Origin of the sequence: Pseudomonas sp. HR96 (assembly GCF_034059295.1) — a bacterium.
Lineage (GTDB): Bacteria > Pseudomonadota > Gammaproteobacteria > Pseudomonadales > Pseudomonadaceae > Aquipseudomonas.
The window spans coordinates 1780339-1802179 of sequence record NZ_CP139141.1; the positions used below are offsets into that span (position 1 = coordinate 1780339).

The 21841-nt window shown below is 64.1% G+C and carries 20 protein-coding genes; 4 read left to right on the forward strand and 16 right to left on the reverse strand.

Features of this window, described 5'->3' with window-relative positions; genetic code table 11:
• Nucleotides 1-33: 33 nt before the first annotated feature.
• The 3 genes from SFA35_RS08390 to gcl are packed head-to-tail and all read right to left on the reverse strand — an operon-like array spanning nucleotide 34 to nucleotide 3513.
• On the reverse strand, nucleotides 34-933 hold the full coding sequence (locus tag SFA35_RS08390; RefSeq protein WP_320577176.1) for a 2-hydroxy-3-oxopropionate reductase: 900 nt from the start codon (nucleotides 931-933) through the stop codon (nucleotides 34-36).
• An 11-nt stretch (nucleotides 934-944) separates the two neighbouring features.
• On the reverse strand, nucleotides 945-1727 hold the full coding sequence (gene hyi, locus SFA35_RS08395) for a hydroxypyruvate isomerase (RefSeq protein ID WP_320577178.1): 783 nt from the start codon (nucleotides 1725-1727) through the stop codon (nucleotides 945-947).
• A gap of 10 nt (nucleotides 1728-1737) precedes the next feature.
• Nucleotides 1738-3513, reverse strand: a complete 1776-nt coding sequence (gcl, locus tag SFA35_RS08400; RefSeq protein ID WP_320577181.1) for a glyoxylate carboligase — start codon at nucleotides 3511-3513, stop codon at nucleotides 1738-1740.
• Nucleotides 3514-3749: 236 nt separating this feature from the next.
• On the opposite strand from gcl, the gene SFA35_RS08405 reads away from it, so the two are divergent.
• Complete coding sequence (locus SFA35_RS08405; protein WP_320577183.1) at nucleotides 3750-4175, forward strand: heme-binding protein; 426 nt, start codon at nucleotides 3750-3752, stop codon at nucleotides 4173-4175.
• Between the two features lie 570 nt (nucleotides 4176-4745).
• On the opposite strand, the gene SFA35_RS08410 is transcribed toward SFA35_RS08405, so the two are convergent.
• The 6 genes from SFA35_RS08410 to SFA35_RS08435 form a co-directional block, all read right to left on the reverse strand.
• Nucleotides 4746-5351, reverse strand: coding sequence for a TetR/AcrR family transcriptional regulator (locus SFA35_RS08410; RefSeq protein WP_320577185.1), 606 nt, complete (start codon nucleotides 5349-5351; stop codon nucleotides 4746-4748).
• Between the two features lie 266 nt (nucleotides 5352-5617).
• Nucleotides 5618-7015 (reverse strand): sigma-54 dependent transcriptional regulator, encoded by a 1398-nt coding sequence (locus SFA35_RS08415; RefSeq protein WP_320577187.1) that lies wholly within the window; start codon nucleotides 7013-7015, stop codon nucleotides 5618-5620.
• A complete protein-coding gene (locus SFA35_RS08420) occupies nucleotides 7012-8739 on the reverse strand; it encodes a sensor histidine kinase (protein ID WP_320577189.1) in 1728 nt (575 codons plus the stop codon). The genes SFA35_RS08415 and SFA35_RS08420 overlap by 4 nt, the downstream gene beginning before the upstream one ends.
• Before the next feature lie 44 nt (nucleotides 8740-8783).
• Nucleotides 8784-9662: an alpha/beta hydrolase gene (locus SFA35_RS08425; RefSeq protein ID WP_414058504.1), complete on the reverse strand. Its 879-nt coding sequence runs from the start codon at nucleotides 9660-9662 to the stop codon at nucleotides 8784-8786.
• Nucleotides 9662-11059, reverse strand: coding sequence for an aspartate aminotransferase family protein (locus tag SFA35_RS08430; RefSeq protein ID WP_320577191.1), 1398 nt, complete (start codon nucleotides 11057-11059; stop codon nucleotides 9662-9664). The genes SFA35_RS08425 and SFA35_RS08430 overlap by 1 nt, the downstream gene beginning before the upstream one ends.
• The gene (locus tag SFA35_RS08435; protein ID WP_320577193.1) at nucleotides 11052-11759 is read right to left on the reverse strand and encodes an MtnX-like HAD-IB family phosphatase; all 708 of its coding nucleotides are present in this window, start codon (nucleotides 11757-11759) and stop codon (nucleotides 11052-11054) included. The genes SFA35_RS08430 and SFA35_RS08435 overlap by 8 nt, the downstream gene beginning before the upstream one ends.
• 285 nt (nucleotides 11760-12044) lie before the next feature.
• On the opposite strand from SFA35_RS08435, the gene SFA35_RS08440 reads away from it, so the two are divergent.
• The 3 genes from SFA35_RS08440 (at nucleotide 12045) to SFA35_RS08450 (ending at nucleotide 14428) form a co-directional block, all read left to right on the forward strand.
• On the forward strand, nucleotides 12045-12818 hold the full coding sequence (locus SFA35_RS08440; RefSeq protein ID WP_320577195.1) for a MipA/OmpV family protein: 774 nt from the start codon (nucleotides 12045-12047) through the stop codon (nucleotides 12816-12818).
• 106 nt (nucleotides 12819-12924) lie between these two features.
• Complete coding sequence (locus SFA35_RS08445; protein ID WP_320577198.1) at nucleotides 12925-13107, forward strand: hypothetical protein; 183 nt, start codon at nucleotides 12925-12927, stop codon at nucleotides 13105-13107.
• Nucleotides 13108-13228: 121 nt separating this feature from the next.
• A complete protein-coding gene (locus SFA35_RS08450) occupies nucleotides 13229-14428 on the forward strand; it encodes a PLP-dependent aminotransferase family protein (RefSeq protein WP_320577200.1) in 1200 nt (399 codons plus the stop codon).
• Between the two features lie 142 nt (nucleotides 14429-14570).
• Here SFA35_RS08450 and SFA35_RS08455 read toward each other — a convergent pair whose 3' ends face one another.
• The 7 genes from SFA35_RS08455 to puuE all read right to left on the reverse strand — a co-directional run bounded on the left by SFA35_RS08455 (nucleotide 14571) and on the right by puuE (nucleotide 21580).
• A complete protein-coding gene (locus tag SFA35_RS08455; protein ID WP_320577201.1) occupies nucleotides 14571-15359 on the reverse strand; it encodes an outer membrane protein OmpK in 789 nt (262 codons plus the stop codon).
• Nucleotides 15360-15604: 245 nt separating this feature from the next.
• A complete protein-coding gene (locus tag SFA35_RS08460; protein WP_320577203.1) occupies nucleotides 15605-16957 on the reverse strand; it encodes a nucleobase:cation symporter-2 family protein in 1353 nt (450 codons plus the stop codon).
• A 117-nt stretch (nucleotides 16958-17074) separates the two neighbouring features.
• Complete coding sequence (locus tag SFA35_RS08465) at nucleotides 17075-18418, reverse strand: urate hydroxylase PuuD (protein WP_320577205.1); 1344 nt, start codon at nucleotides 18416-18418, stop codon at nucleotides 17075-17077.
• A gap of 48 nt (nucleotides 18419-18466) precedes the next feature.
• Nucleotides 18467-18970 carry an ureidoglycolate lyase gene (locus SFA35_RS08470; RefSeq protein WP_320577207.1) on the reverse strand — a complete coding sequence of 168 codons (504 nt, stop codon included), beginning with the start codon at nucleotides 18968-18970 and terminating at the stop codon, nucleotides 18467-18469.
• A gap of 93 nt (nucleotides 18971-19063) precedes the next feature.
• Entirely contained in the window at nucleotides 19064-20059 is a 996-nt protein-coding gene (gene alc, locus SFA35_RS08475; RefSeq protein WP_320577209.1) for an allantoicase, read from the reverse strand.
• A gap of 49 nt (nucleotides 20060-20108) precedes the next feature.
• Nucleotides 20109-20624: a 2-oxo-4-hydroxy-4-carboxy-5-ureidoimidazoline decarboxylase gene (gene uraD, locus SFA35_RS08480; RefSeq protein WP_320577210.1), complete on the reverse strand. Its 516-nt coding sequence runs from the start codon at nucleotides 20622-20624 to the stop codon at nucleotides 20109-20111.
• The gene (puuE, locus tag SFA35_RS08485) at nucleotides 20621-21580 is read right to left on the reverse strand and encodes an allantoinase PuuE (protein WP_320577212.1); all 960 of its coding nucleotides are present in this window, start codon (nucleotides 21578-21580) and stop codon (nucleotides 20621-20623) included. The genes uraD and puuE overlap by 4 nt, the downstream gene beginning before the upstream one ends.
• Nucleotides 21581-21841 lie beyond the last annotated feature (261 nt).

Below are 21841 nucleotides of genomic sequence, written 5' to 3' on the forward strand. Positions count from 1 at the left end.
CCCTCCCACAGGGGGGGCAAGGCCTTCGACGGGTTAGGACTGCTTGCCGTCGCGGATCGAGAAGTTGGCCATGTGCTCCAGGCCCTTGATCAGCGCCGAGTGGTCCCAGTTGCTGCCACCCAGGGCGGCGCAGGTGCTGAACACCTGTTGCGCGTTGGCGGTGTTGGGCAGGTTGATCGACAGCTCGCGCGCGCCCTGCAGGGCCAGGTTGAGGTCCTTTTGGTGCAGGCTGATACGGAAGCCCGGGTCGAAGGTGCCCTTGACCATGCGGTCGCCGTGCACTTCCAGAATCTTCGAGGAGGCGAAGCCCCCCATCAGCGCTTCACGCACCTTGGCCGGGTCGGCGCCGTTCTTGGCGGCGAACAGCAGGGCCTCGGCCACTGCCTGGATGTTCAGCGCGACGATGATCTGGTTGGCCACCTTGGCAGTCTGGCCGTCGCCGTTGCCACCGACCAGGGTGATGTTCTTGCCCATGCTCTGGAACAGCGGCAGGGCGCGATCGAAGGCCTTCGGGCAACCGCCGACCATGATGCTCAGGGTCGCGGCCTTGGCGCCCACTTCACCGCCGGAGACCGGGGCGTCGAGGTAGGCAGCGCCGGTCTCCTTGATGCGGGTAGCGAAGCCCTTGGTCGCGGTGGGTGAGATCGAGCTCATGTCGATCACCACCTTGCCGGCGCTCAGGCCCTTGGCCACACCGTCTTCACGGAACAGCACGTCTTCGACCTGAGGGGTATCGGGCACCATGACGATGATGAATTCCGCTTCCTGGGCCACTTCGCGCGGGTTGGCCAGGCCAACCGCACCGCCGTCCACCAGCGCGGCCGGGGCCGGGTCGTGGTGGGTGGAGAGGAACAGGCTGTGGCCTGCGTTCTGCAGGTTCAAAGCCATGGGCAGGCCCATGATGCCGGTGCCGATAAAACCGATTTTAGCCATTGTTGTTGTCCTCAAATCGCGTTGTGAGTCTTGAGCCAGCCGAGGCCGGCTTCGGTGGTGGTCAGCGGCTTGTATTCGCAGCCCACCCAGCCCTGGTAGCCAATGCGGTCCAGGTGCTCGAACAGGAAGCGGTAGTTGATCTCGCCGGTGCCGGGTTCGTGGCGGCCGGGGTTGTCGGCCAGTTGCACGTGATTGATCTTCGGCAGATGGGCCGACAGGGTCGGCGCCAGGTCACCTTCCATGATCTGCATGTGGTAGATGTCGTACTGCAGGAACAGGTTGGCGCTGGCGACCTTCTCCTGGATGGCCAGGGCCTGCGCGGTGTTGTTCAGGTAGAAGCCGGGGATGTCGCGGGTGTTGATCATTTCCATGACCAGCTTGATGCCCACGGCCTGCAACTTGTCGGCGGCGTACTTGAGGTTGTCGACGAAGGTTTTCTCGACGTCGGCGCACTGCAGGCCTTGCGGGCGAATACCCGCCAGGCAGTTGATCTGGGTGTTGCCCAGCACTTGTGCGTAGGCAATGGCGAGGTCGACGCCACCGCGGAACTCCTGCACCCGGTCGGGGTGGCAAGCGATGCCGCGTTCGCCGCCGGCCCAGTCACCGGCCGGCAGGTTGAACAGCACCTGGGTCAGCCCGTGACGGTCCAGCTGGGCCTTGATCTCGGCCGAGTTGTAGTCGTACGGGAACAGGTACTCGACGCCGCCGAAGCCGGCGTCGGCCGCGGCCTTGAAGCGCGCGAGGAAGTCCTGCTCGGTGAACAGCATGGACAGGTTGGCAGCAAAACGTGGCATCGAGGCGTCCTCAGTCGAGCAGGGAAATGGCAGTCGGGGCGTCAGCGCCGACCAGCGCGAGGTCTTCGAATTCGTTGACCGCGTTGATCTCGGTACCCATGGAGATGTTGGTCACGCGCTCCAGGATGATTTCCACCACCACCGGTACGCGGAACTCTTCCATCAGTGCCTGGGCTTTCCTCAGCGCCGGCTCGATCTGCGCCGGTTCGAACACGCGCAGGGCCTTGCAACCCAGGCCTTCGACCACGGCGACGTGGTCCACGCCGTAGCCGTTGAGCTCCGGTGCGTTGAGGTTCTCGAAGGCCAGCTGCACGCAGTAGTCCATCTCGAAGCCGCGCTGGGCCTGGCGAATCAGGCCCAGGTAGGAGTTGTTCACCACCACATGGATGTACGGCAGGTTGAACTGCGCGCCCACCGCCAGCTCTTCGATCATGAACTGGAAGTCATAGTCGCCTGACAGGGCCACGACCTTGCGGCTCGGGTCGGCCTTGACCACGCCCAGCGCGGCCGGAATGGTCCAGCCCAGCGGGCCGGCCTGGCCGCAGTTGATCCAGTGACGCGGCTTGTACACGTGCAGGAACTGCGCGCCGGCGATCTGCGACAGGCCGATGGTGCTGACGTAGCAGGTGTCGCGGCCGAATACCTTGTTCATCTCTTCGTAGACGCGCTGCGGCTTGACCGGCACGTTGTCGAAATGGGTCTTGCGGTGCAGGCTGCGCTTGCGCTCCTGGCAGTCGGCCAGCCAGGCGCTGCGGTCCTTGAGCTTGCCGGCGGCTTTCCACTCGCGGGCCACGGTGAGGAACATGTCCAGCGCAGCGCGGGCGTCGGAGACGATGCCCAGGTCAGGGGTGAACACGCGACCGATCTGGGTCGGTTCGATGTCGACGTGGATGAAGCGACGGCCCTGGGTGTAGACGTCGACCGAACCGGTGTGGCGGTTGGCCCAGCGGTTGCCCACGCCCAGCACCAGGTCGGATTTGAGCAGGGTGGCGTTGCCGTAGCGGTGCGAAGTCTGCAGGCCGACCATGCCCACCATCTGCGGGTGGTCGTCGGCGATGGTGCCCCAGCCCATCAGGGTCGGGATGACCGGGATGCCGATCAGCTCGGCGAATTCCACCAGCTGCTCGCTGGCATCGGCGTTGATCACGCCACCGCCGCTGACCAGCAAGGGGCGCTCGGCTTCATTGAGCATGGCCAGGGCTTTTTCCACCTGCACGCGGGTGGCGGCCGGCTTGGCGATGCTCAGCGGCTCGTAGGCGTCGATGTCGAATTCGATCTCGGCCATCTGCACGTCGAACGGCAGGTCGATCAGCACCGGGCCTGGGCGGCCGGTGCGCATTTCATAGAAGGCCTTCTGGAAGGCGTAAGGCACTTGGCCCGGCTCCAGCACGGTGGTGGCCCACTTGGTCACCGGCTTGACGATGCTGGTGATGTCGACCGCCTGGAAGTCTTCCTTGTGCATGCGGGCACGCGGCGCCTGGCCGGTGATGCAGAGGATCGGGATGGAATCGGCCGAGGCGCTGTAGAGGCCGGTGACCATGTCGGTGCCGGCGGGGCCCGAGGTGCCGATGCACACGCCGATGTTGCCGGCGTTGGTACGGGTGTAGCCCTCGGCCATGTGCGAGGCGCCTTCGACGTGACGGGCCAGCACGTGGGAGATGCCGCCGACTTTCTTGAGGGCCGAATACAGCGGGTTGATCGCGGCGCCCGGAATACCGAACGCGGTATCAACACCTTCACGGCGCATCACCAGAACGGCGGCGTCGATTGCTCTCATCTTGCTCATTTTTTGTGCCTCTTTGGCTTTGTAATTGTATACAAGTAGCTGTGGGAGGAGTGTATTCACGACTGCGGGGGCAGGTCAATGGCTTTTCGCCAGAAGGCTTGCGTGCAGCACGGGCGGTCACCTGCGACAATTTGCGCTTTATTGATGAGATAATTGTATACAAATAGATTTTGATTTGTGCTCTATTGATAGCTAGCTTTTTCCGCCATTACTTCCAATAACAACAGGACTCAACCATGAGCACACTGGATCTGCACACCGCCAACCGCGTGGTCGAACGCGCCCTGGCCTATGGCCGCGAGATCAAGGCCGCACCCTTGACCGTGGCCGTGATCGATAGTGGCGGCCACCTGGTCAGCCTGCAACGCGAGGACGGCGCCAGCCTGCTGCGCCCGCAAGTGGCCACCGGCAAGGCCTGGGGCGCGATCGCCCTGGGCAAGGCGTCGCGCCTGCTGGCCCAGGACTCGCAGCAACGCCCGGCGTTCTACGCCGCGCTCAATGGCCTGGGTCAGGGGTCGGTGGTGCCGGCACCGGGTGGCGTATTGATTCGCGATGCGGCCGGCAAGGTGCTTGGTGCGGTGGGCATCAGCGGGGATACCTCGGACATCGACGAGCAATGCGCGATCAATGCGTTGCAGGGGCTGGGCTTCGTGGTGGAGTGAGGCGAATGCGCTGGTGGGAGGGGGCAGAGCCCCCTAGAGGCCGAAGGCCGGCTTGATCTCAGGGCTCGAGAAGATCAGAAGATCGGGGGCTTCGCCCCCTCCCACGATCCCTGCAGTCAGCTATTCCCGAGGCAGGCGCTGGTGGGAGAGGGCAGGCTGGTGGGAGGGGGCAGAGCCCCCGAGAGGCCGAAGGCCGGCTTGATCTCAGGGCTCGAGAAGATCAAAAGATCGGGGGCTTCGCCCCCTCCCACGATCCCTGCAGTCAGCTATTCCCGAGGCAGGCGCTGGTGGGAGGGGGCAGGCTTGTGGGAGGGGGCAGAGCCCCCGAGAGGCCGGAGGCCGGCTTGATCTCAGGGCTCGAGAAGATCAGAAGATCGGGGGCTTTGCCTCCTCCCACGATCCCTGCAGTCAGCTATTCCCGAGGCAGGCGCTGGTGGGAGGGAGCAGGCTGGTGGGAGGGGGCAGAGCCCCCGAGAGGCCGAAGGCCGGCTTGATCTCAGGGCTCGAGAAGATCAAAAGATCGGGGGCTTCGCCCCCTCCCACGATCCCTGCAGCCTCTGAGCTCACCCCTCAATCCGGGGCACAACCCTTGAGCACCATGCGGATGATGGTCTGCGCCGCCGCCTCGTAGTCGGCGTCTTCCAGCCTGGCCTTGCCGGTGACCACCGAGATCTGCCAGTCGAAGTCGGCGTAGGTCTGGGTCGCCGCCCAGATGCTGAACAGCAGATGATGCGGGTCGATAGGTGCAATCTGTCCGCGCTCGACCCAGGTCTGGATGCACTCGATGTTATGCCGCGCCTGGGCGTTGAGCTGCTCGACCTGGTCGGCGCTCAGGTGCGGCGCGCCATGCATGATTTCGCTGGCGAACACCTTGGAGGCGAACGGCAGGTCGCGGGAGATGCGGATTTTCGAGCGGATGTAGCTGCTCAGCACTTCGTTGGGCTCGCCGTCAGGGTTGAACGGCGTAGACGCCCTGAGGATCGGCTCGATGATGCTTTCGAGCACCTCGCGGTAGAGGTTGTCCTTGGACTTGAAGTAGTAATAGACATTCGGCTTGGGCAGCCCGGCCTTGATGGCAATGTCACTGGTCTTGGTGGCGGCGAAGCCCTTGTCGGCAAACTCCTCGCTGGCTGCGCGCAAGATCAGTTCTTTGTTGCGCTCGCGAATGCTGCTCATCGGGTAGGGTATTCCTTGTCTGCGCACAGCTCTGGGCGGACCGGCATGGTAGCACCGCGCTTGCACGGGGCTCAATATTGGCATGGAGGTGCCCGGCATCAGGTTCAATATGGCCGCCACCGGCCGCCCGCGCGGCCTATCGCGGGCTTCGCGCGCTCCTACGTTTGTTTCGATTCATAGGCGTCCAGATGCATCACCTATGAGCGCCGGATGCACGCGTCGCAAACCGGCAGCGTAGGAGCGTGCGAAGCCCGCGATAGGCCGCTTCAATGCGCAATCTTCTCCACCTGAATCCCGAGTTTCTTCAAGCGGTACCAGAAGCTGCGCTCGGAAATCCCCAGGCGCTGCGCCGCCGCTGCCTGCACCCCATGGCTCTGCTGCAGAGCGGCGAGGATGAAGGCCTTTTCCAGCTCGGCGAGGCTGGCGTCGAGGTCGTCCGGCACGGCCATCTCGGCGCTTGCCAGCAGCCCCGCCGACTGGCGCACCGGGGCCGAACCAAACAGATAACCCGGCAGGTCGGCTTGCTCGATCTGCGCACCGCTGGCGACGATGGTCGCGCGCTCCACGCAGTTCTGCAGCTCGCGGATGTTGCCCGGCCACGGGTAGGCGAGCATGGCTTGCAGCGCCTCGTCGCTGAAGCCGGCAATGCGCTTGCCGGCGTCAGCGCCTGCGGTGCGGGCAAAATGCGCGGCGAGGGTGGCGATGTCCTCGACGCGGTCGCGCAGGGCCGGTAGCGGAATTGGAAAGACGTTGAGGCGGTAATACAGGTCCTCGCGGAACGTCTTGTCGGCGACGGCCTTGAGCAGGTCCTTGTTGGTCGCGGCGATCACTCGCACATCGACCCGCCGCTCGTGGCTTTCGCCCACCGGTTCGATTACCCGCTCCTGCAGCGCGCGGAGAATCTTGGCCTGCAGCGGCAAGGGCATGTCGCCGACCTCGTCGAGAAACAGCGTGCCTTTGTCGGCCTGTACGAAACGCCCGACGCGGTCGCTGATGGCGCCGGTGAAGGCGCCCTTGCGGTGGCCGAACATCTCGCTTTCCAGCAGGCCTTCGGGAATCGCCGCGCAGTTGACCGCCACGAAGGGCTGGTCGGCGCGGCTGCCATGGCGGTGGATGGCGCGGGCGACCATCTCCTTGCCGGTGCCGCTTTCGCCGGTGAGCAGGATGGTCGCACTGCTTTCGCGTACCGAGTCGATGGCCGTCAGCACGCGCTGGAAGGCCGGGCTCTCGCCGACCAGACTGGCGATCGGCTGGCGCGCCTGCAACTCGTCACGCAGGCGCTGGTTGTCGCGCAGTACGTCGGCGTATTGCAGAGCCTTGTGCACGGTGACGTCGAGTTCGTCGATGTCGAACGGCTTGGCGATGTAGTCGTAGGCCCCGTTGCGCATCGACGCCACGGCGTTCTTCACGGTGCTGTAGGCGGTCATGACAATGACCGGCAGGCGTGGGTAGCGCGACTTGATCTCCGCCAGCAGCTGCGGGCCGTCCATGCCGGGCATGCGCCAGTCGCTGATGACCAGGTCGATGGCCTGCCGCTCGAGCACCGCCAGCGCCTGCAAGCCGTTGCCGGCGGTGCTGACCAGCAAGGTATCGGTGCTCAGGGCCGACACCAGCAGGTCGCAGAGCTTGGCCTCGTCGTCCACCACCAGCACATGATGGCTCATACCGGCGACGCCTCGGCCGGCGCGGGGGCGTGGCTGGGCAGGTACAGGTTGAAGGTGGCGCCCAGCCCCGGACGGTTGACGCATTCGACCCGGCCGTCATGGTTTTCCATGATCGAGAAGACCTTGGCCAGGCCCAGGCCGGTGCCCGAGGCTTTGCTGGTGACGAAGGGGTTGAAGATGCGATCGATCATGTCGCTGGGCACACCCTGGCCGCTGTCGGAAACACTGATGATGGTGGTTTGCTGTTGTTTTGCAATGCTCAGCAGCAGGCGACCGCCGTGGGGCATGGCGTCGATGGCGTTGAGCACCAGGTTCAGGCAGGCCTGCTGCAGCTGTCGGGCGTCGGCATAGAGCGTGGCGTCGGGGGCCTGGTCGTCGATGCTGGCCTGCACCTGGTGGTTGGACAGTTCCGGCGCGCAGAAGCCCAGCAGCTCTTCGAGCAGCGGGCGCGCCGGGATCAGTGTACGCATCGGCGCGCTGGGCTTGGCGAAGTCGAGAAACTCGGTGATCAGGTCGTTGATGCGGGTGACTTCGCTGATCACGTATTCCAGATGGCGCATGTCGGTTTCCGGCAGGGCGGCGCGGCGGTGCAACAGCTGCGTGGCGGTCTTGATGATGCCCAGCGGGTTGCGGATCTCGTGGGCCAGGCCCATGGCGACCTCGCCGAGGGCGTGCAGGCGGTCGCGGCGGCGCAGCTGGGCTTCCAGCGTGCGCAGTTCCTGCAGGCCAGCCGCCATGTGATTGAAGGTGGTGGAGAGGTCGGCCAGCTCGTCGTCGCCGCCCACCTCGACGCGCTGTGCGTAGTCGCCAGCGGTGATTGCCTGCACGCCCCTGGACAGAGCCCGCAGCGGTTGCGCCAGGCGCCGCGAGACCAGCCAGCCGACGCTCAGCGACAGCGCCGAGCCGAGCAGGAAGATCAGGATGAACAGGTTGCTCTGGTTGACCAGGCCCATCAGGCTGCTGTGGCGCAGCAGGCCGCTGAAGACAATGCCCTGCAGCTGCCCGCCGTTGTTGAACACCGGCCGGTACAGGCCGCTGTAGCGGCTGGTGAATTGCTCGCTGGGCTGGCGGGTGCTGCGCAGCAGGTCTTCGATGCGCTTGGGGATGACGTTCGGCGAGTCTTCGAAACGCTGGCTGGAGAACACCTGGGCGAAGCCCTCGGGGCTGGCCAGGTACAGGCGCAGGTCCAGCGAGTGGACGTCGGCGACGCTGGTCAGGAAGCTGTCATCCAGGTAGGTGCCGATCAGCAGCTGGTAGTCGTCGCCGTTTTGCGTGGTGGCGAAGGTGGAGATAACAGTGCCGGTGGCGGTGCCGGCGTTGTTGACGGTCTGCAGGACGGCGTCCGGGGCCAGGCTGATCTGCTGGACGATCTCATCCGGGGCGTTGCTGAACACCAGCTTGTGGTCGCGGCTGCGGATCAGCGCGATGACATCGACGCCGGTGGCATCGGCGATGTCGGCGGTCCAGCGGTTGTCGCTGAAGGTGCCGTTGGCCACCGGTTGCGAATGATTGAGCAGCAGCTTGGCCACGCGCGCGTTGCCGCGAGTGATCTCGCTGATTTCATCCTCGACGATCTTGGTCGACTCCTGCAGCCAGACCCGCACGTTGCTGTCGAAGATCTGCGAAAGAGTAGTCGCGGCGAGTTCCGCCGCGATCATGGTCGGCACCACGCTGACCAGCCAGAAAGCCAGCACCAGCTTGCGTTGCAGGCTCCAGTGGATCACGAAAGCTCCTGTCGTCCGAGAAAGTTCTGGCCCTGCTTGCGCCCTCACGAGGCCAGCGCGCAGGCCTGCTGCAGGTCGCCCGGCGTTGCGCGGGCGCCGCTGCGCACCTGGTCATCCATGAAGTCGGCGCTCAGGTCGATCACTGTGCGGTACTGCAGGTCGACGGTGATCATATGGTAACAATTGTCCAATAGCACCTTGCGCACCGGCCCGCCCAGCTTGCGCTCGATGTAGTCGGCGTTCCAGCGGCTGGTGATGTCGTCTTCGGCCGAGTGCAGCACCAGCGCCGGGGTGGTCAGCGCCGGCATGCCGCGCTTGGTGGCGGCGATCAGGCGGTGCAGTTCGCGCACGCTGACCCCGGACATCATCAGCAATCCGGCGGCATCGCTCTGGCCTTCCTTCATCTGCTTTTCGACGATTGCCCGCAGCCGCGGGTTCTTGATGCCGTAAGGCGAGGACTCGACGAACTTGCACAGGTGCACGCCGAACGGAATGGCCATCAACAAGGGGGTGAATACCGCCCACCTGGTCATGTTCCAGCCGTCGTAGCGCAAGGTGGTGGAATACAGCAACAGCCCAGCCACCTGGCCCGGGTACTGCGAGGCCAGGTACATGGACATCACCGAACCCATCGACAGGCCGCCAACGAACACCTGCCGGTGCCGCTGGCGGATGCCTTCGAAGGCGCGCTGCACGCCGGCGTACCAATCGGTCCAGCGGGTGGCCTGGAGGTCGGCGTTGTCGCCGCAGTGACCGGGCAGGGTGGGTACGTAAACGCTGTAGCCACGCTTGGCCAGGCCCTGCGCCACCTTGCGCAGTTCGGTCGGGGTGCCGGTCAGGCCGTGGATCAGCAGCACGGCCGCTGCGCCGTCGCCGACCTTGAAGCCGGCATCGCCTTCGCCCAGATCGATCTGCGCCACCATCAGCGTGTCGTCACGCGGTGCAGCAGTTGATCGAGCAGCGCCAGCGCCAAATCGATTTCCGGGTAGCTGATTTCCAGCGACGGCGCCAGGGTGATGACGTTCTTGTAGTAGCCACCGACGTCGAGGATCAGGCCCAGCTTGCGGCCGTCGACGAGCATGTCGCCCTTCATGCCTTCGTCGACCATCTCGTCGAGCTTGGCCTTGTCCGGGGTGAAGCCGTCATCGCCGCAGATTTCCATGCGCAGGGCCAGGCCCAGGCCGTCGACGTCGCCGACGATGCGGTAGCGCTTTTTCAGGTCCTCGAGGCCGGCGAGGAAGTATTTGCCCTTGGCCATGACCATCGCGCCGTAGTCGATCTCGCTGGTCATCTTGAACATTTCCAGACCCACCGCAGTGCCCAGCGGGTTGGAGGCGAAGGTCGAATGGGTCGAGCCTGGCGGGAAGATGCCTGGGTTGATCAGCTCTTCACGGGCCCAGATGCCGCCCAGCGGGTTGAGGCCGTTGGTCAGCGCCTTGCCGAACACCACCACGTCGGGTTTGACGTCGAAGTGCTCGATCGACCACAGCTTGCCGGTGCGGTAGAAGCCCATCTGGATTTCATCGCAGACCATCAGGATGCCGTGCTGGTCGAGCACGTGCTTGAGCTCGCTGTAGAAGTTCATCGGCGGAATCACGTAGCCGCCGGTGCCCTGGATCGGCTCGACGTAGAACGCCGCATATTCGCACTGGCCGGTTTTCGGGTCCCATACGCCGTTGTATTCGGTCTCGAACAGGCGGGCGAACTGCTTGACGCAGTAGCTGCCGTATTCTTCCTTGGACATGCCCTTGGGGCCGCGGAAGTGGTACGGGAACGGGATGAACTGCGCACGCTCGCCGAAGTGGCCGTAGCGGCGGCGATAGCGGTAGCTCGAAGTGATCGACGAGGCGCCGAGGGTACGGCCGTGATAACCGCCTTCGAAGGCAAACATCAGGCTCTTGCCGTTGCTGGCGTTGCGCACCACTTTGAGTGAGTCTTCGATGGACTGCGAACCACCGACGTTGAAGTGCACGCGACCGTCCAGGCCGAATTTGCGCTTGGCGTCGACGGCGATGTGTTCGGCCAGTTCGATCTTGCCTTTGTGCAGGTACTGGCTGGCGATCTGCGGCAGGGTGTCGATCTGCTGCTTGAGGGCATTGTTCAGGCGTGGGTTGGCATAGCCGAAGTTGACCGCCGAGTACCACATCTGCAGGTCGAGGTAGGCCTGCTCGTCGGTGTCGAAAACGTAGGAGCCTTCGCAGCGGCTGAAAATGCGTGGCGGCTCGACGTAGTGCACGGTGTCGCCGAATGAGCAATATCTGGCTTCCTTGTCCAGCAGCAGTTGGTCTTGCGGGCTGGCGATGCGGATGTGTTCAGACATGGTGGAAGAGTTCCTGGTGTTCAAAGGCAGTAGTGGGGGCCAGCGGGGCAGGGCTGGTGCGTTCGGCCGGCAGGCGCGAGAGCAGCTGCGCCAACTCGCCGAAGTGGTCGAAGCGGGCGTGCGCGATACCCTCGCGAGCGCAGTAGTCGGCCAGGCTGCCCTTGGCGAAGACGAAGTCGGCGCTGGAGGCCACGCACATGTCCGACTTGCCGTCGCCGATCACCAGCACGCGGCGATCCTGTGGAGTGGACTTGCATTTGCAGTTGCCGGAAGCCGCGCGGCAGGCGTCGCTGGAATACGGGAAGTCGATGCGCCAGCTGTCCGGGCCGGTCTGGCGCAGGCGGTTGGCCAGGATCGGCAGCAGGGTGCAGTAGTGCCGCGAAAGGATGCGCGCGATGCCTTGTTCGATGCCGTCGCTGACCACTTCGATGGTGGCGCCGCGTTCGCGGACCAGGTCGACGAAGTCGGGGAACTGCGGATCGATGTCGACGCTGTCGAAGTATTCCAGCAGTTGCGCGGGCGTTGCCCTGACCATGGACAGCTGGCGGCTCAGGCATTCGCGCGAGCCGATCTCGCCGGCCAGCCACTGTGCTTCGACCGTTTCCCATTCCGGGCCGGCGAAGCGTTGAAGAATGTTGTCGATGACGTCGCTGCGGGTGATGGTCCCGTCGAAGTCACACACGATATGCCACTGCATCATCTGCAAGCACCTAGTCAATGGAGCACGGTGTTCAAGGGCGCGCTGGGCGCTTGCAGAGGGCTATAGCAGGGGCCGTGCCAGCAGACGGCGGTCGGCCAGTCGAAAGTTCAACTCGTTGATTTTCATGAAGTAATTTTGAGTAGATAGAGCCGCCGAGCGCTTTCTGCAGGCTGGGGCAGGACCACCAAGCTACAATTTTTGTAGCTCGCTACAAAGAACATCAGTGCTTGCGCACCGGGGGACGGTCGCGGCTTCATGCGCGCCTGTATCTACAGAGTTGCCGTCATGAAATTCGTTCGTTGCTGGCTGCTGGGCGCACTGCTCAGCGGCGTCGTGCAGGCCGATGCACTGCAGGGTGAAGCAGGCGCCGGCTTGTCCTGGCAAGTTCGCGACCCCAGTGGCAGCCGCCACGAGGTCAAGCCGATGCCGTACTCCGACCTGCAGTGGCAAGGACTGGACCTGGACTCCGAAGACGGCCTGTCGTTGACTGCGGTCAAGGGCTACGGGCTGAGTGCCGGGCCTTTCGTCAACTATATTCCCGGACGCACCGCCAACGGTTCGCTGCGCGGCCTGCGCGACGTCGACGACATGGGCGAGGGCGGCGCCTTCATCGCCTTCAGCCTGGCGCCCTGGTGGCGCCTGTCGGCCCAGGCCGGCCATGCCTTCGGTGCCGGCAGTGGGCAGGGCGGGGCGCTCGGCAAGCTGGCCGGCGAACTGGACTACCCCCTGGGCGGCGGCCCCAGCGAGAAGGAGACGATTTACGGCAGCACCGAGCTGACCGCGCATTACGGCGACCAGCGCTACGAGCAGACTTTTTTTGGCATCGCTCCAGCGCAAAGCCAGGCTTCAGGACTGAACCCCTACCGAGCCAGCGGCGGCCTGCAGGACATCACCCTGAGCCAGGGCGCGCAGATTCCGCTGAGCGCCCATTGGTCGTGGCTGGGCAACGTCAGCTGGATACACCTTGAAGGCTCGGCGGCGGACAGCAGCCTGGTGCGCGTGCATGGCCAGGTCAACCAGGCGCAAGTGCAGACGGCTATCGCCTACCGCTTCGACTGAGGTTCTCTCAAGAAAGCCGCTGGCCAGTCGATAAATTGGGCACGGCGGTCTTCGGATCGTCATCAAGAGTCGGTATCAAGGGCTGACTTGCCGAGGACCACAGTTCATGAACATGCGTGCATTGCACATCGCTGCGTTTCTTTCCTTGTCGGCGCTGATCTTCTTCGCCCTGGATTTCACCGCGCGCGCCGGCAGCGACAACGAGCTGGCGCTGCACTTCGACCAGCATCCGGCTGCGGCGCCCTACCTGTGCGTGGTCAAGGGCAAGCCGGTCAAACGGGTGGTTTGAGTCGATCGTGCCGGCAAGCCAACATGCCTGGGCGGAATGACATCCTGCGCAAACCTCGCTTGTCCGCCGCCTGACCCCCGCCGATACTGCAGGCTCGATCTGGCCACCTGCGACAGCCCCCATGCCTGACTATCGTTTCTCCAGCGCGTTCCAGGCGCCCACCGGCTCGGTGATTCGCGAGCTGTTCAAGTACCTGTCCCTGCCGGGGATGATTTCTTTCGCCGGCGGTTACCCTGCCGCGCAATTCTTCGACCGTACCGCCCTGGCTGCGGCCAGTGCGCAGGCGTTTGCCGAGGCTCCCCTCGATTGCCTGCAATACGCCGCCACCGAAGGCCTGCCCGCTTTGCGTGAGCAGCTCTCGCTGCTGATGGGCCGGCGCGGTGCACAGGTGAGCATGGACCAGGTGCTGGTCACCACCGGCTCGCAACAGGGCCTGGACTTGCTGATCAAGGTGCTACTCGAACCCGGCGACACCGTGCTGGTGGAGCGTCCCGGCTACCCGGCGGCGTTGCAGGCCTTGCGCATGGCTGGCGCCCGGGTGCTGAGCGCTGTCACCGACCGCGACGGCCTGGACACCGAGCGCCTGGCCGCGCAACTGGCTGCGCTGGCGCCGGGCACGGTGCGCCTGCTGTACTGCGTGCCGACCTTCGCCAACCCCACCGGCGCCTGCCTGCCACTGGCTCGCCGTGAGCAGCTGCTGGCTTTGGCCGCGCGGCATGACCTGCTGATCGTCGAGGATGATCCCTACGGCGCACTGCGATTCTCCGGCCAGGCGTTGCCTTCGCTGCTGGAGCTGTCGCAGCGCAGCGACGACGCCCAGGGCCGGGTGGTACACCTGTCGAGCCTGTCGAAGGTGATTGCCCCGGGTCTGCGCCTGGGCTGGATGGTCGCGCCGGATGCGATCAACCAGCGCTGCCGCATCGCCAAGCAGACTGTGGACCTGTGTACGTCACCCTGGGCTCAGCAAATCGCTGCCGAGTATCTGCGCGGGGGTGCGCTTGAAGTGGCCTTGCCGGGATTGCTGGCGGGGTATCGCGACAAGTGCCAGCGCATGCTGACGGGCCTGGCGGAGCTGGAGGAATACATCGAGATCAGTCCGCCAGCCGGCGGCATGTTCATCTGGGGCAAGTGCCGCCAGGGGGTGAGTGCCCAGGCGTTGCTGGAGCAGGCGATCGAACGGCGCGTGCTGTTCGTGCCGGGGGCGGCCTTCTACGCCGAGGCGCCGGAACTGGACAGCTTGCGCTTGTCGTTCGCAGCGCCGGATCTGCAGCAGATCGATACCGGCCTGGAGCGGTTGGGCGAGGCGTTCAAGCGCCTCTGACTGGCCCCGGTGGGAGGGGGCAGAGCCCCCGATTTGTTGATCTTGCCCTTGAGCAGATCAAACCGGCCTTGCGGCCTCTCGGGGGCCTGGCCCCCTCCCACGTCAAGCAGCAGCCAGATTCATTTCTCCCCGCTTGCGCGCCTTACCAGAACACCTTGACCAGCAAGCTGGCGGTGTTCTGGTTGGTGTCGAAGTCCGAGGTGCTTTCGATGCCGTACTTGTCTTTCCAGTAGTCATACTCGAAACCCACATACAACTTCTGCGGCGTCATGTGCAGGGCCTTGCCCAGGTCGTACTTGACCTGCGGGTTGACGTGCACGTTCTTGTGGTAGGTGCCGCGGCTGTTGCTGTCGCTCTGGGTGACCCAGTCGATGTAGCCGTCGATGAGGATGTCGGAGTTGCCCACCGGAATGGTGTACGACCACACCGGGGTGATCTGCCAGATGTTGTCGCCCGGGCGGTCGCCGCGGCTGTGGCGGTTGTAGAAGTTCAGCTGGAAGTAGTCGAAGCCGGGAATCTTCAGGTCCAAGCCCGGGCCGATCAGCCAGGATTCGACGTCGCCTTCACCGAACTCGTAGGTGCCGGCCAGGAGCACGTCCTTGATCGGGCCGAAGTTGAAGTCATGGCCGCTAATCTTGGCCAGCGACAGACGCGGGCTGTACTCGCCGTACAGCGTATTGGCGCCGACGTCGGAGTCGGGCTTGCCGTTGTAGAAGATGTTGTCGACGAACAGGAAGTTGTCCCCGTACTTCCACGAGTCGGCGTATTCGAAGGTCACCGTCTGCTGGTTCGGCGGGTTGACCTTGAAGTTCTGCCCATTGAGGTAGGTCAGGCTGTAGCTCTGCCATTGGAAGATGCCGTCGTCGGCCATGGCATGGCTGGCGGCGAACAGACTGCCGGCAAGCATCAAGCTGGTAAAGGTGCGCTTCATTGTGTTGCTCCCTGTCATCGGTCTTTGGTGAGTTCTAATATTTTTGTTTTGTCTGGTTGGTCAGCTTTTTAAGGTGCGCGAGCTCTAGAGCAAAACCTGCGCCAACTTTGTCAGGGCCGTAAGACGGCCTTGCGCCGCCAGAAATCACGTCGCAATGCCGTTTGGGTGCTCCTTGATGGAGCGTGTGGAAAGTGGCGCAGACAAAAGTGGGGCGTTTGGTCAGCTTTGCGACCGACCCGCCCTGGCTAGTGGTGCGCGGCCTGGTTCATGCGCTCGCGCCCGGCGCCGCCCAATACGTTGAACAACAGGTTGAGCAGTACCGCGCTGAGCGTCGCCATGGCGATGCCGCTGTGGGTGATGGGGTTCATCCACAGCGGCAGGTGTGCGAAGAACTCGGGGCGCACCACCGGGATCAGCCCCATGCCGACGCTCACCGCCACCAGCAACTGATTACGACGGTCGCCGATATCGGCCTGCTGGAGGATCTTGATGCCGGTGGCCGCGACCATGCCGAACATGGCGATGGCTGCGCCGCCCAGTACGGCTGGCGGAATGGAAGCCACCAGCAGGGCCGCCTTGGGCAGCAGCGAGAGGGCGATCAGCAGCAGCCCGGCGACGGCGGTCACCGAGCGGCAACGCACGCCGGTCATCTGCACAAGGCCGATGTTCTGGGCAAACGAGGAATGGGTGAAAGTGTTGAAGAAGCCGGCCACGAACGACGCGGCGGCGTCGCACAGCAGGCCGCGACGGAGCATGCCGGGGGTCACTTCGCGGTCGGTGATGGTTCCCAGGGCGAGGAACATGCCGGTGGATTCGACGAAGATGATCACCACCACCAGGCACATCGACAGCACCGGCGCCAGGCCGAAGGTCGGCAGGCCGAAATGCAGTGGAGTGACCACACGCAGCCAGGGCGCATCGCTCAAGCCGCCGAGGTCGACCATGCCGAGCATGCCGGCCACGGCGTAGCCCACACCCATGCCGATCAGTACGGCAATGTTCACCCAGAAACCGCCCATGAAGCGGTTTACCAGAAGAATGATGCCCAGCACCATCGCCGCCACCGCCAGGTACAGCGGCGCGCCGAATTCGCTGGCGTGGGCGCCGCCACCAGCCCAGTTGACCGCCACCGGGAACAGCGACAGGCCGATGGAGGTGATCACCGTGCCGGTGACCAGCGGCGGGAAGAAGCGCACGATCTTCGACATGAACGGCGCGATCAGCAGGCCGAAAAAGCCGGCGGCGATGGTCGCGCCGAAGATGCCGGTCAGGCCTACGCCCTGCATGCCGGCCATGGCCACCATGCTGCCAACGGCGGCGAAGCTGGCACCCATCATCACCGGCATGCGGATGCCGATGCCGCCGATCCCCAGTGACTGGACAATGGTGGCGGCACCGGCGACCAGCAGGTCGGCGTTGATCAGAAAGGCGATTTCATCTCGGGAGAGGCCGGCGGCTTGTCCGACGATCAGCGGCACCGCAATGGCGCCTCCGTACATCAGCAGAACGTGCTGCAGACCCACAAGGATCAGTTGCAGCAGGGGCAGGGGCTGTCGTGGTGGCGGCGCGGGAATGCGCGCCTGGTCGGACTCGGACATGCAACACCTCGGTTTCTTGTTTTTGTTGTGTTGTAACGGTCTTGCGGTAAACGGTGCGGGACCGGGCCGCCCGCAAGCAGGCAGCGTCGATTGTCCGGGCGTGCCCGGCCCCGGCGGTCAGTTGATCGACGCCCCCTTGCTCACCCATTGGCCGATCAGGTCACGCTCTTCCTGGGTCATCTTGGTCATGTTGCCCAGCGGCATGATCTGGCTGGTCACGGCTTGCGCCTGGATGCGCGGGGCCATGGCCTGGATCTGCTGCGGGGTGTCGAACATCACGCCGGCCGGCGCGGTGCTGAACAGCGGGCTGGTCGGGTTGGCCGAGTGGCACACGGCGCAGCGCTCGTGAATCACGCTTTGCACCTTGTGGAAGTCACTGCCGCCCGCCGCAGCCGTCGCTGGCGCAGGCGCTGCTGTAGTTGCGGCGGCCGGTGCCGCAGCGGGTGCCGCAGCAGTGGCAGGCGCAGGCGCTGGCTGTTCGTCGGCACGTACCCCACCCACGGCCGTTTCCGGCATCGGCTGGTATTCGATCGGCGCATTGGCGGCGGCCGCAGCGGCCCCCGGGTGACGCTCGGGGCCGGTGGCGTAGGCCAGGCAGATGATGCCCAGGGCGGCTACAGGCATGACCCAGGCGTACTTGCCGCTGTCGTGGCGGGTGTTGAAGTAGTGTCGGACCAGGACCGCGCACACGGCAATGCCGGCCAGGATCAGCCAGTTGTACTTGCTGCCGTAGGTGCTCGGAAAGTGGTTGCTGATCATGATGAACAGCACCGGCAGGGTGAAGTAGTTGTTGTGACGCGAACGCAGCAGGCCTTTGGCTGGCAGGGTCGGGTCAGGTGTGCGGTTCTCGGCGATGGCCGCCACCAGCGCGCGCTGGGCGGGCATGATGATACGGAACACGTTGCCGACCATGATGGTGCCGATCAGCGCGCCGGTGTGCAGGTAGGCGCCGCGGCCGCTGAAGATCTGGCTGTAGCCGAAGCAGGCGAGAATGATCAGCACGAACAGGATCAGGCCGAGCAGGGCAGGGCGCTTGCCCAGTGGCGAGTCGCACAGCACGTCGTACACCAGCCAGCCGATGGCCAGCGAGCCCAGGCCGATACCGATGCCTTCGATGCCGGTCAACGAGCTGCCCGGCTGCAGCAGGTACAGGGTCGGGTTGGAATAGAACACGATGCACAGCAGGGTCACGCCCGACATCCAGGTCCAGTAGGCTTCCCATTTGAACCAGTGCAGGTTGTCCGGCATTTTTGGCGGGGCCAGTTTGTACTTCTCCAGGTGGTAGATACCGCCACCATGGATCGCCCAAAGGTCGCCCGACAGGCCGTCGCGCGGGTTGACCCGGTTAAGGTTGTTTTCCAGCCAGACGAAATAGAATGAGGCACCGATCCAGGCGATGCCGACGATCATGTGAATCCAGCGCACGCTCAAATTGAGCCATTCGATCAGATGTGCTTCCACAGTTACTACCTCTTGCCGGTGACCGTTGCGCGGTCACCGAGCCTTCTCTTATAGGTGGGGGGCGAGGATCAGCAATTCGTCCTCATTGAAAAAATGCTCATCGCAGTTGTTGCCTGTGCCACTGCGATCAACCACCAGGAAGTCATCCCGCTTTTCGATCGTCAGCACCGGGTGGTGCCAGACGCCGCGATGGTAATTGATGCCCTGCTTGCCATCAGTGATGAAAGCACGGACATGCCCTGATACAGGTACGTCGCCAACCGGCGCGACCACGATCAGAAAGGGGTGGCCAAGCAGCGGCACGAAGGCCTGGCTGCCCAGCGGATGGCGCTCCAGCATGCGCACGGTCAACGGCATCTGCAGCGCCTCGGCGCGAAAGATGCTGATGATCGCCTGGTCTTGCGGCTGCGCCGTTTCGACGGCGGCCAGCTTATGGAAACGCATGGTCGAGCCATTGTTGATCATGAAGTGGCTGCTGCCCTCGGTTTCGATCACGTCGCCGAAGGGGGCAAAGGCTTCCTTGGTCAGGGGCTCGATCACTAATGTGCGCATTTTGTCGTGTTCCGTCAGTAGATCTTGCGATGGCCTCTGCGCGAGCTTGAGCTCCCACAGCGGCCACCTGCCGATCGTGTAGGGTTGAGATCTTTACTTGGCCACTTTACCCAGCAGGCGCAGGCGGCTTACACCGCCATCCGGGAACACGTTCAAGCGGATGTGCGTGATCGGGCCGAGCGCCTTGATCTGCTCCCGGAAGCTGTGCTCCTGGTGCATTTCCAGCTTCTGCGAGGGCAGCAGGTCGCGCCAGAACAGGCTCTGGGTTTCGATCTGGCTGTCGGTGCCGCCTTTGACGAAGGCGCCCTGGATAGAGCAACTATCCGGGTAGTTACCCTTGAAGTGCAGGGTGTCGACGACGATCTGCTCGACCACGCCTGGGTGGCCGAGGGCGACGATGACCCAGTCGTTGCCCGGGGTGCGACGCCGTGCGGTTTCCCAGCCGTCGCCCATGTTGATGCCGCGGCCCGGGTTGAGGATGTTGCTCATGCGCCCGAAGTGCTCGTCGGAGCAGGCCAGCGCACGGCCACCGTTCATGGCGGCGGCGAGGTCGACCAGCTCGTTGTCGGCCACAGCCGACCAGTCGCGGTGCGGCACGCCGTACACGCGCAGGCGTGCGACGCCGCCGTCGGGGTAGATGTTGAAGCGCAGGTGGCTGAACGCCTGGGTGCTGCTGATTTCGTGGTAATGGTGGCTGTTGCCCTGCAGCTCGACGGCGCTCAGCACTTCGGTCCACTGCGTGCTGTCGGTGGGGTCGCCTTCGGCCAGGTAGCAGCCTTCCAGAGACGCCGACGGCGGGAAGTTGCCGGTGAAGAACGAGGTGTCGATGTCCACACCCTTGATGGTGCCGGCCACGCCCAGGCGGATCACCGCGCTGTCATACCCTTCGAAACGCTTGCGGCGCGATTCCCAGCCGTCCATCCACTTGCCGTTGTCGTCGAACACGCCTTCCTTCCACACCGCAGGGGTAGGTTGGAACAGGCGGTTGACGTCGGCGAACCAGTCGTCAGTGACCGAGAGGGCCTTGGTGCCGAGACGGGCGTCGGCCAGGTTGACGAATTTCTCGAAGGGTACGGCGTAAGCTTTCATTGTTGTCTGCCTTGAATGAGGGGGCTTGGGAGTCGCGCGCCGGGCGCGCTTAAAACGTCATCAAGCGGAACAGGGCGATCTTGTTGATCTCGGCCAGCGCGCAGGCGAACTCGGCGTCGACCGAGTGATGAATGCGCGTTTCGAATGCCGCGAGAATCTGGTGCCGATCGCTGCCCTTGACCGCCATGATGAAGGGGAAGCCGAACCGGGCCTTGTAGGCTTCGTTCAGCTCGGTGAAGCGCTGGAATTCTTCGCTGGTGCATTGGTGAATACCGGCGCCAGCCTGTTCGTTGGTGCTGGCTTCGGTCAGTTCACCCCTGACGGCGGCTTTGCCGGCCAGGTCCGGGTGAGCGTTGATCAGCGCCAGTTGCCGGGCGTGGTCACTGCTCAAGAGGATGTCGCTCATACGCTGGTGCAGGGTTTCGATGCTGTCCAGCTCCGGGCCCTGGCCCAGGTCGTAGGTCTTTTCGGCGACCCACGGCGAGTGCTCGTAGACGTCCTTGAACGCCTCGACGAACTGCTCGCGGTTAAGAGTGGAAGGCTTGAGGGTCTGGAACGTGCTCATGGCTGCGCCTCTTCTACGACGGGCTGTGCGGTGAATGACTGTTGGGTGAGCGGGTGAGTGGCGTGCCAGTGCCGAGCGATGTCGACGCGGCGGGCGAACCACACCTGCTCATGGCTTTTCGCGTATTCAAGGAAGCGCTTGAGCGAGGCCAGGCGTGCCGGGCGACCGATCAGGCGGCAGTGCAGGCCGATGGAAAGCATCTTCGGCGCTTCGCCACCTTCGGCGTAGAGCACGTCGAAGGCGTCCTTGAGGTACTGGAAGAACTGGTCGCCATTGTTGAAGCCCTGCACCTGGGTGAAGCGCATGTCGTTGGTGTCCAGGGTGTAGGGGATCACCAGGTGGAGCTTGCCGGTGGGGTTGTTGGGCTCCCAGTAGGGCAGGTCGTCATCGTAGGTGTCGCAGTCGTACAGAAAGCCGCCTTCTTCCATGACCAGCCGACGGGTGTTTGGGCCGGTGCGGCCGGTGTACCAGCCCAGCGGGCGCTCACCGGTGATTTCGGTGAGGATGCGGATGGCTTCGAGCATGTGCTCGCGCTCCTGGGCCTCGTCCATGTACTGGTAGTCGATCCAGCGATAGCCGTGGCTGCAGATCTCGTGGCCGGCGGCGACCATGGCGCGGATCACCTCCGGGTGACGCTGGGCGGCCATGGCCACGGCGAAGATGGTCAGCGGGATGTCGAATTCCTTGAACAGCTTGAGGATGCGCCACACCCCGGCGCGGCTGCCATACTCGTACAGCGATTCCATGCTCATGTTGCGCTGGCCCTGCAACGGCTGGGCCGCGACCATTTCGGAGAGGAAGGCTTCGGATTCCTTGTCGCCGTGCAGGATGTTGCGCTCGCCGCCTTCTTCGTAGTTGAGTACGAACGACAGAGCGATGCGCGCATTGCCCGGCCAGTGCGGGTGGGGAGGGTTGGAGCCGTAACCGATCAGGTCGCGTGGGTAGTCAGCGCTCACCGCAGTTTCCTTCTGTGCGTCATGGGGGTGGCGAGGGCAACGGCCGCTGCGCCACGGCGATGGAATGATTGTATACAACTTTATCGCCAGATTGTAAGCCTGTTTTTGCTCGGATTTGCCTTGCCTGGCATCCTTTTCAAGCTTGCAAAAAACCTGCCCGTTTGGTCAAGATATCACCGGCGCGGGCTGTGTGGCAGACTCCGTGCATTATTACTGGCTATTTTGGCAGCATGGTCAGAGGTTGGACAAAATTATCAATAA

Bases quoted from the DNA above. Each gene is read 5' to 3' on its own strand.
- SFA35_RS08390 (WP_320577176.1), bottom strand. From the start codon at position 933: ATGGCTAAAATCGGTTTTATCGGCACCGGCATCATGGGCCTGCCCATG.
- hyi (WP_320577178.1), bottom strand. From the start codon at position 1,727: ATGCCACGTTTTGCTGCCAACCTGTCCATGCTGTTCACCGAGCAGGAC.
- gcl (WP_320577181.1), bottom strand. From the start codon at position 3,513: ATGAGCAAGATGAGAGCAATCGACGCCGCCGTTCTGGTGATGCGCCGT.
- SFA35_RS08405 (WP_320577183.1), top strand. From the start codon at position 3,750: ATGAGCACACTGGATCTGCACACCGCCAACCGCGTGGTCGAACGCGCC.
- SFA35_RS08410 (WP_320577185.1), bottom strand. From the start codon at position 5,351: ATGAGCAGCATTCGCGAGCGCAACAAAGAACTGATCTTGCGCGCAGCC.
- SFA35_RS08415 (WP_320577187.1), bottom strand. From the start codon at position 7,015: ATGAGCCATCATGTGCTGGTGGTGGACGACGAGGCCAAGCTCTGCGAC.
- SFA35_RS08425 (WP_414058504.1), bottom strand. From the start codon at position 9,662: ATGGTGGCGCAGATCGATCTGGGCGAAGGCGATGCCGGCTTCAAGGTC.
- SFA35_RS08430 (WP_320577191.1), bottom strand. From the start codon at position 11,059: ATGTCTGAACACATCCGCATCGCCAGCCCGCAAGACCAACTGCTGCTG.
- SFA35_RS08435 (WP_320577193.1), bottom strand. From the start codon at position 11,759: ATGATGCAGTGGCATATCGTGTGTGACTTCGACGGGACCATCACCCGC.
- SFA35_RS08440 (WP_320577195.1), top strand. From the start codon at position 12,045: ATGAAATTCGTTCGTTGCTGGCTGCTGGGCGCACTGCTCAGCGGCGTC.
- SFA35_RS08445 (WP_320577198.1), top strand. From the start codon at position 12,925: ATGAACATGCGTGCATTGCACATCGCTGCGTTTCTTTCCTTGTCGGCG.
- SFA35_RS08450 (WP_320577200.1), top strand. From the start codon at position 13,229: ATGCCTGACTATCGTTTCTCCAGCGCGTTCCAGGCGCCCACCGGCTCG.
- SFA35_RS08455 (WP_320577201.1), bottom strand. From the start codon at position 15,359: ATGAAGCGCACCTTTACCAGCTTGATGCTTGCCGGCAGTCTGTTCGCC.
- SFA35_RS08460 (WP_320577203.1), bottom strand. From the start codon at position 16,957: ATGTCCGAGTCCGACCAGGCGCGCATTCCCGCGCCGCCACCACGACAG.
- SFA35_RS08470 (WP_320577207.1), bottom strand. From the start codon at position 18,970: ATGCGCACATTAGTGATCGAGCCCCTGACCAAGGAAGCCTTTGCCCCC.
- alc (WP_320577209.1), bottom strand. From the start codon at position 20,059: ATGAAAGCTTACGCCGTACCCTTCGAGAAATTCGTCAACCTGGCCGAC.
- uraD (WP_320577210.1), bottom strand. From the start codon at position 20,624: ATGAGCACGTTCCAGACCCTCAAGCCTTCCACTCTTAACCGCGAGCAG.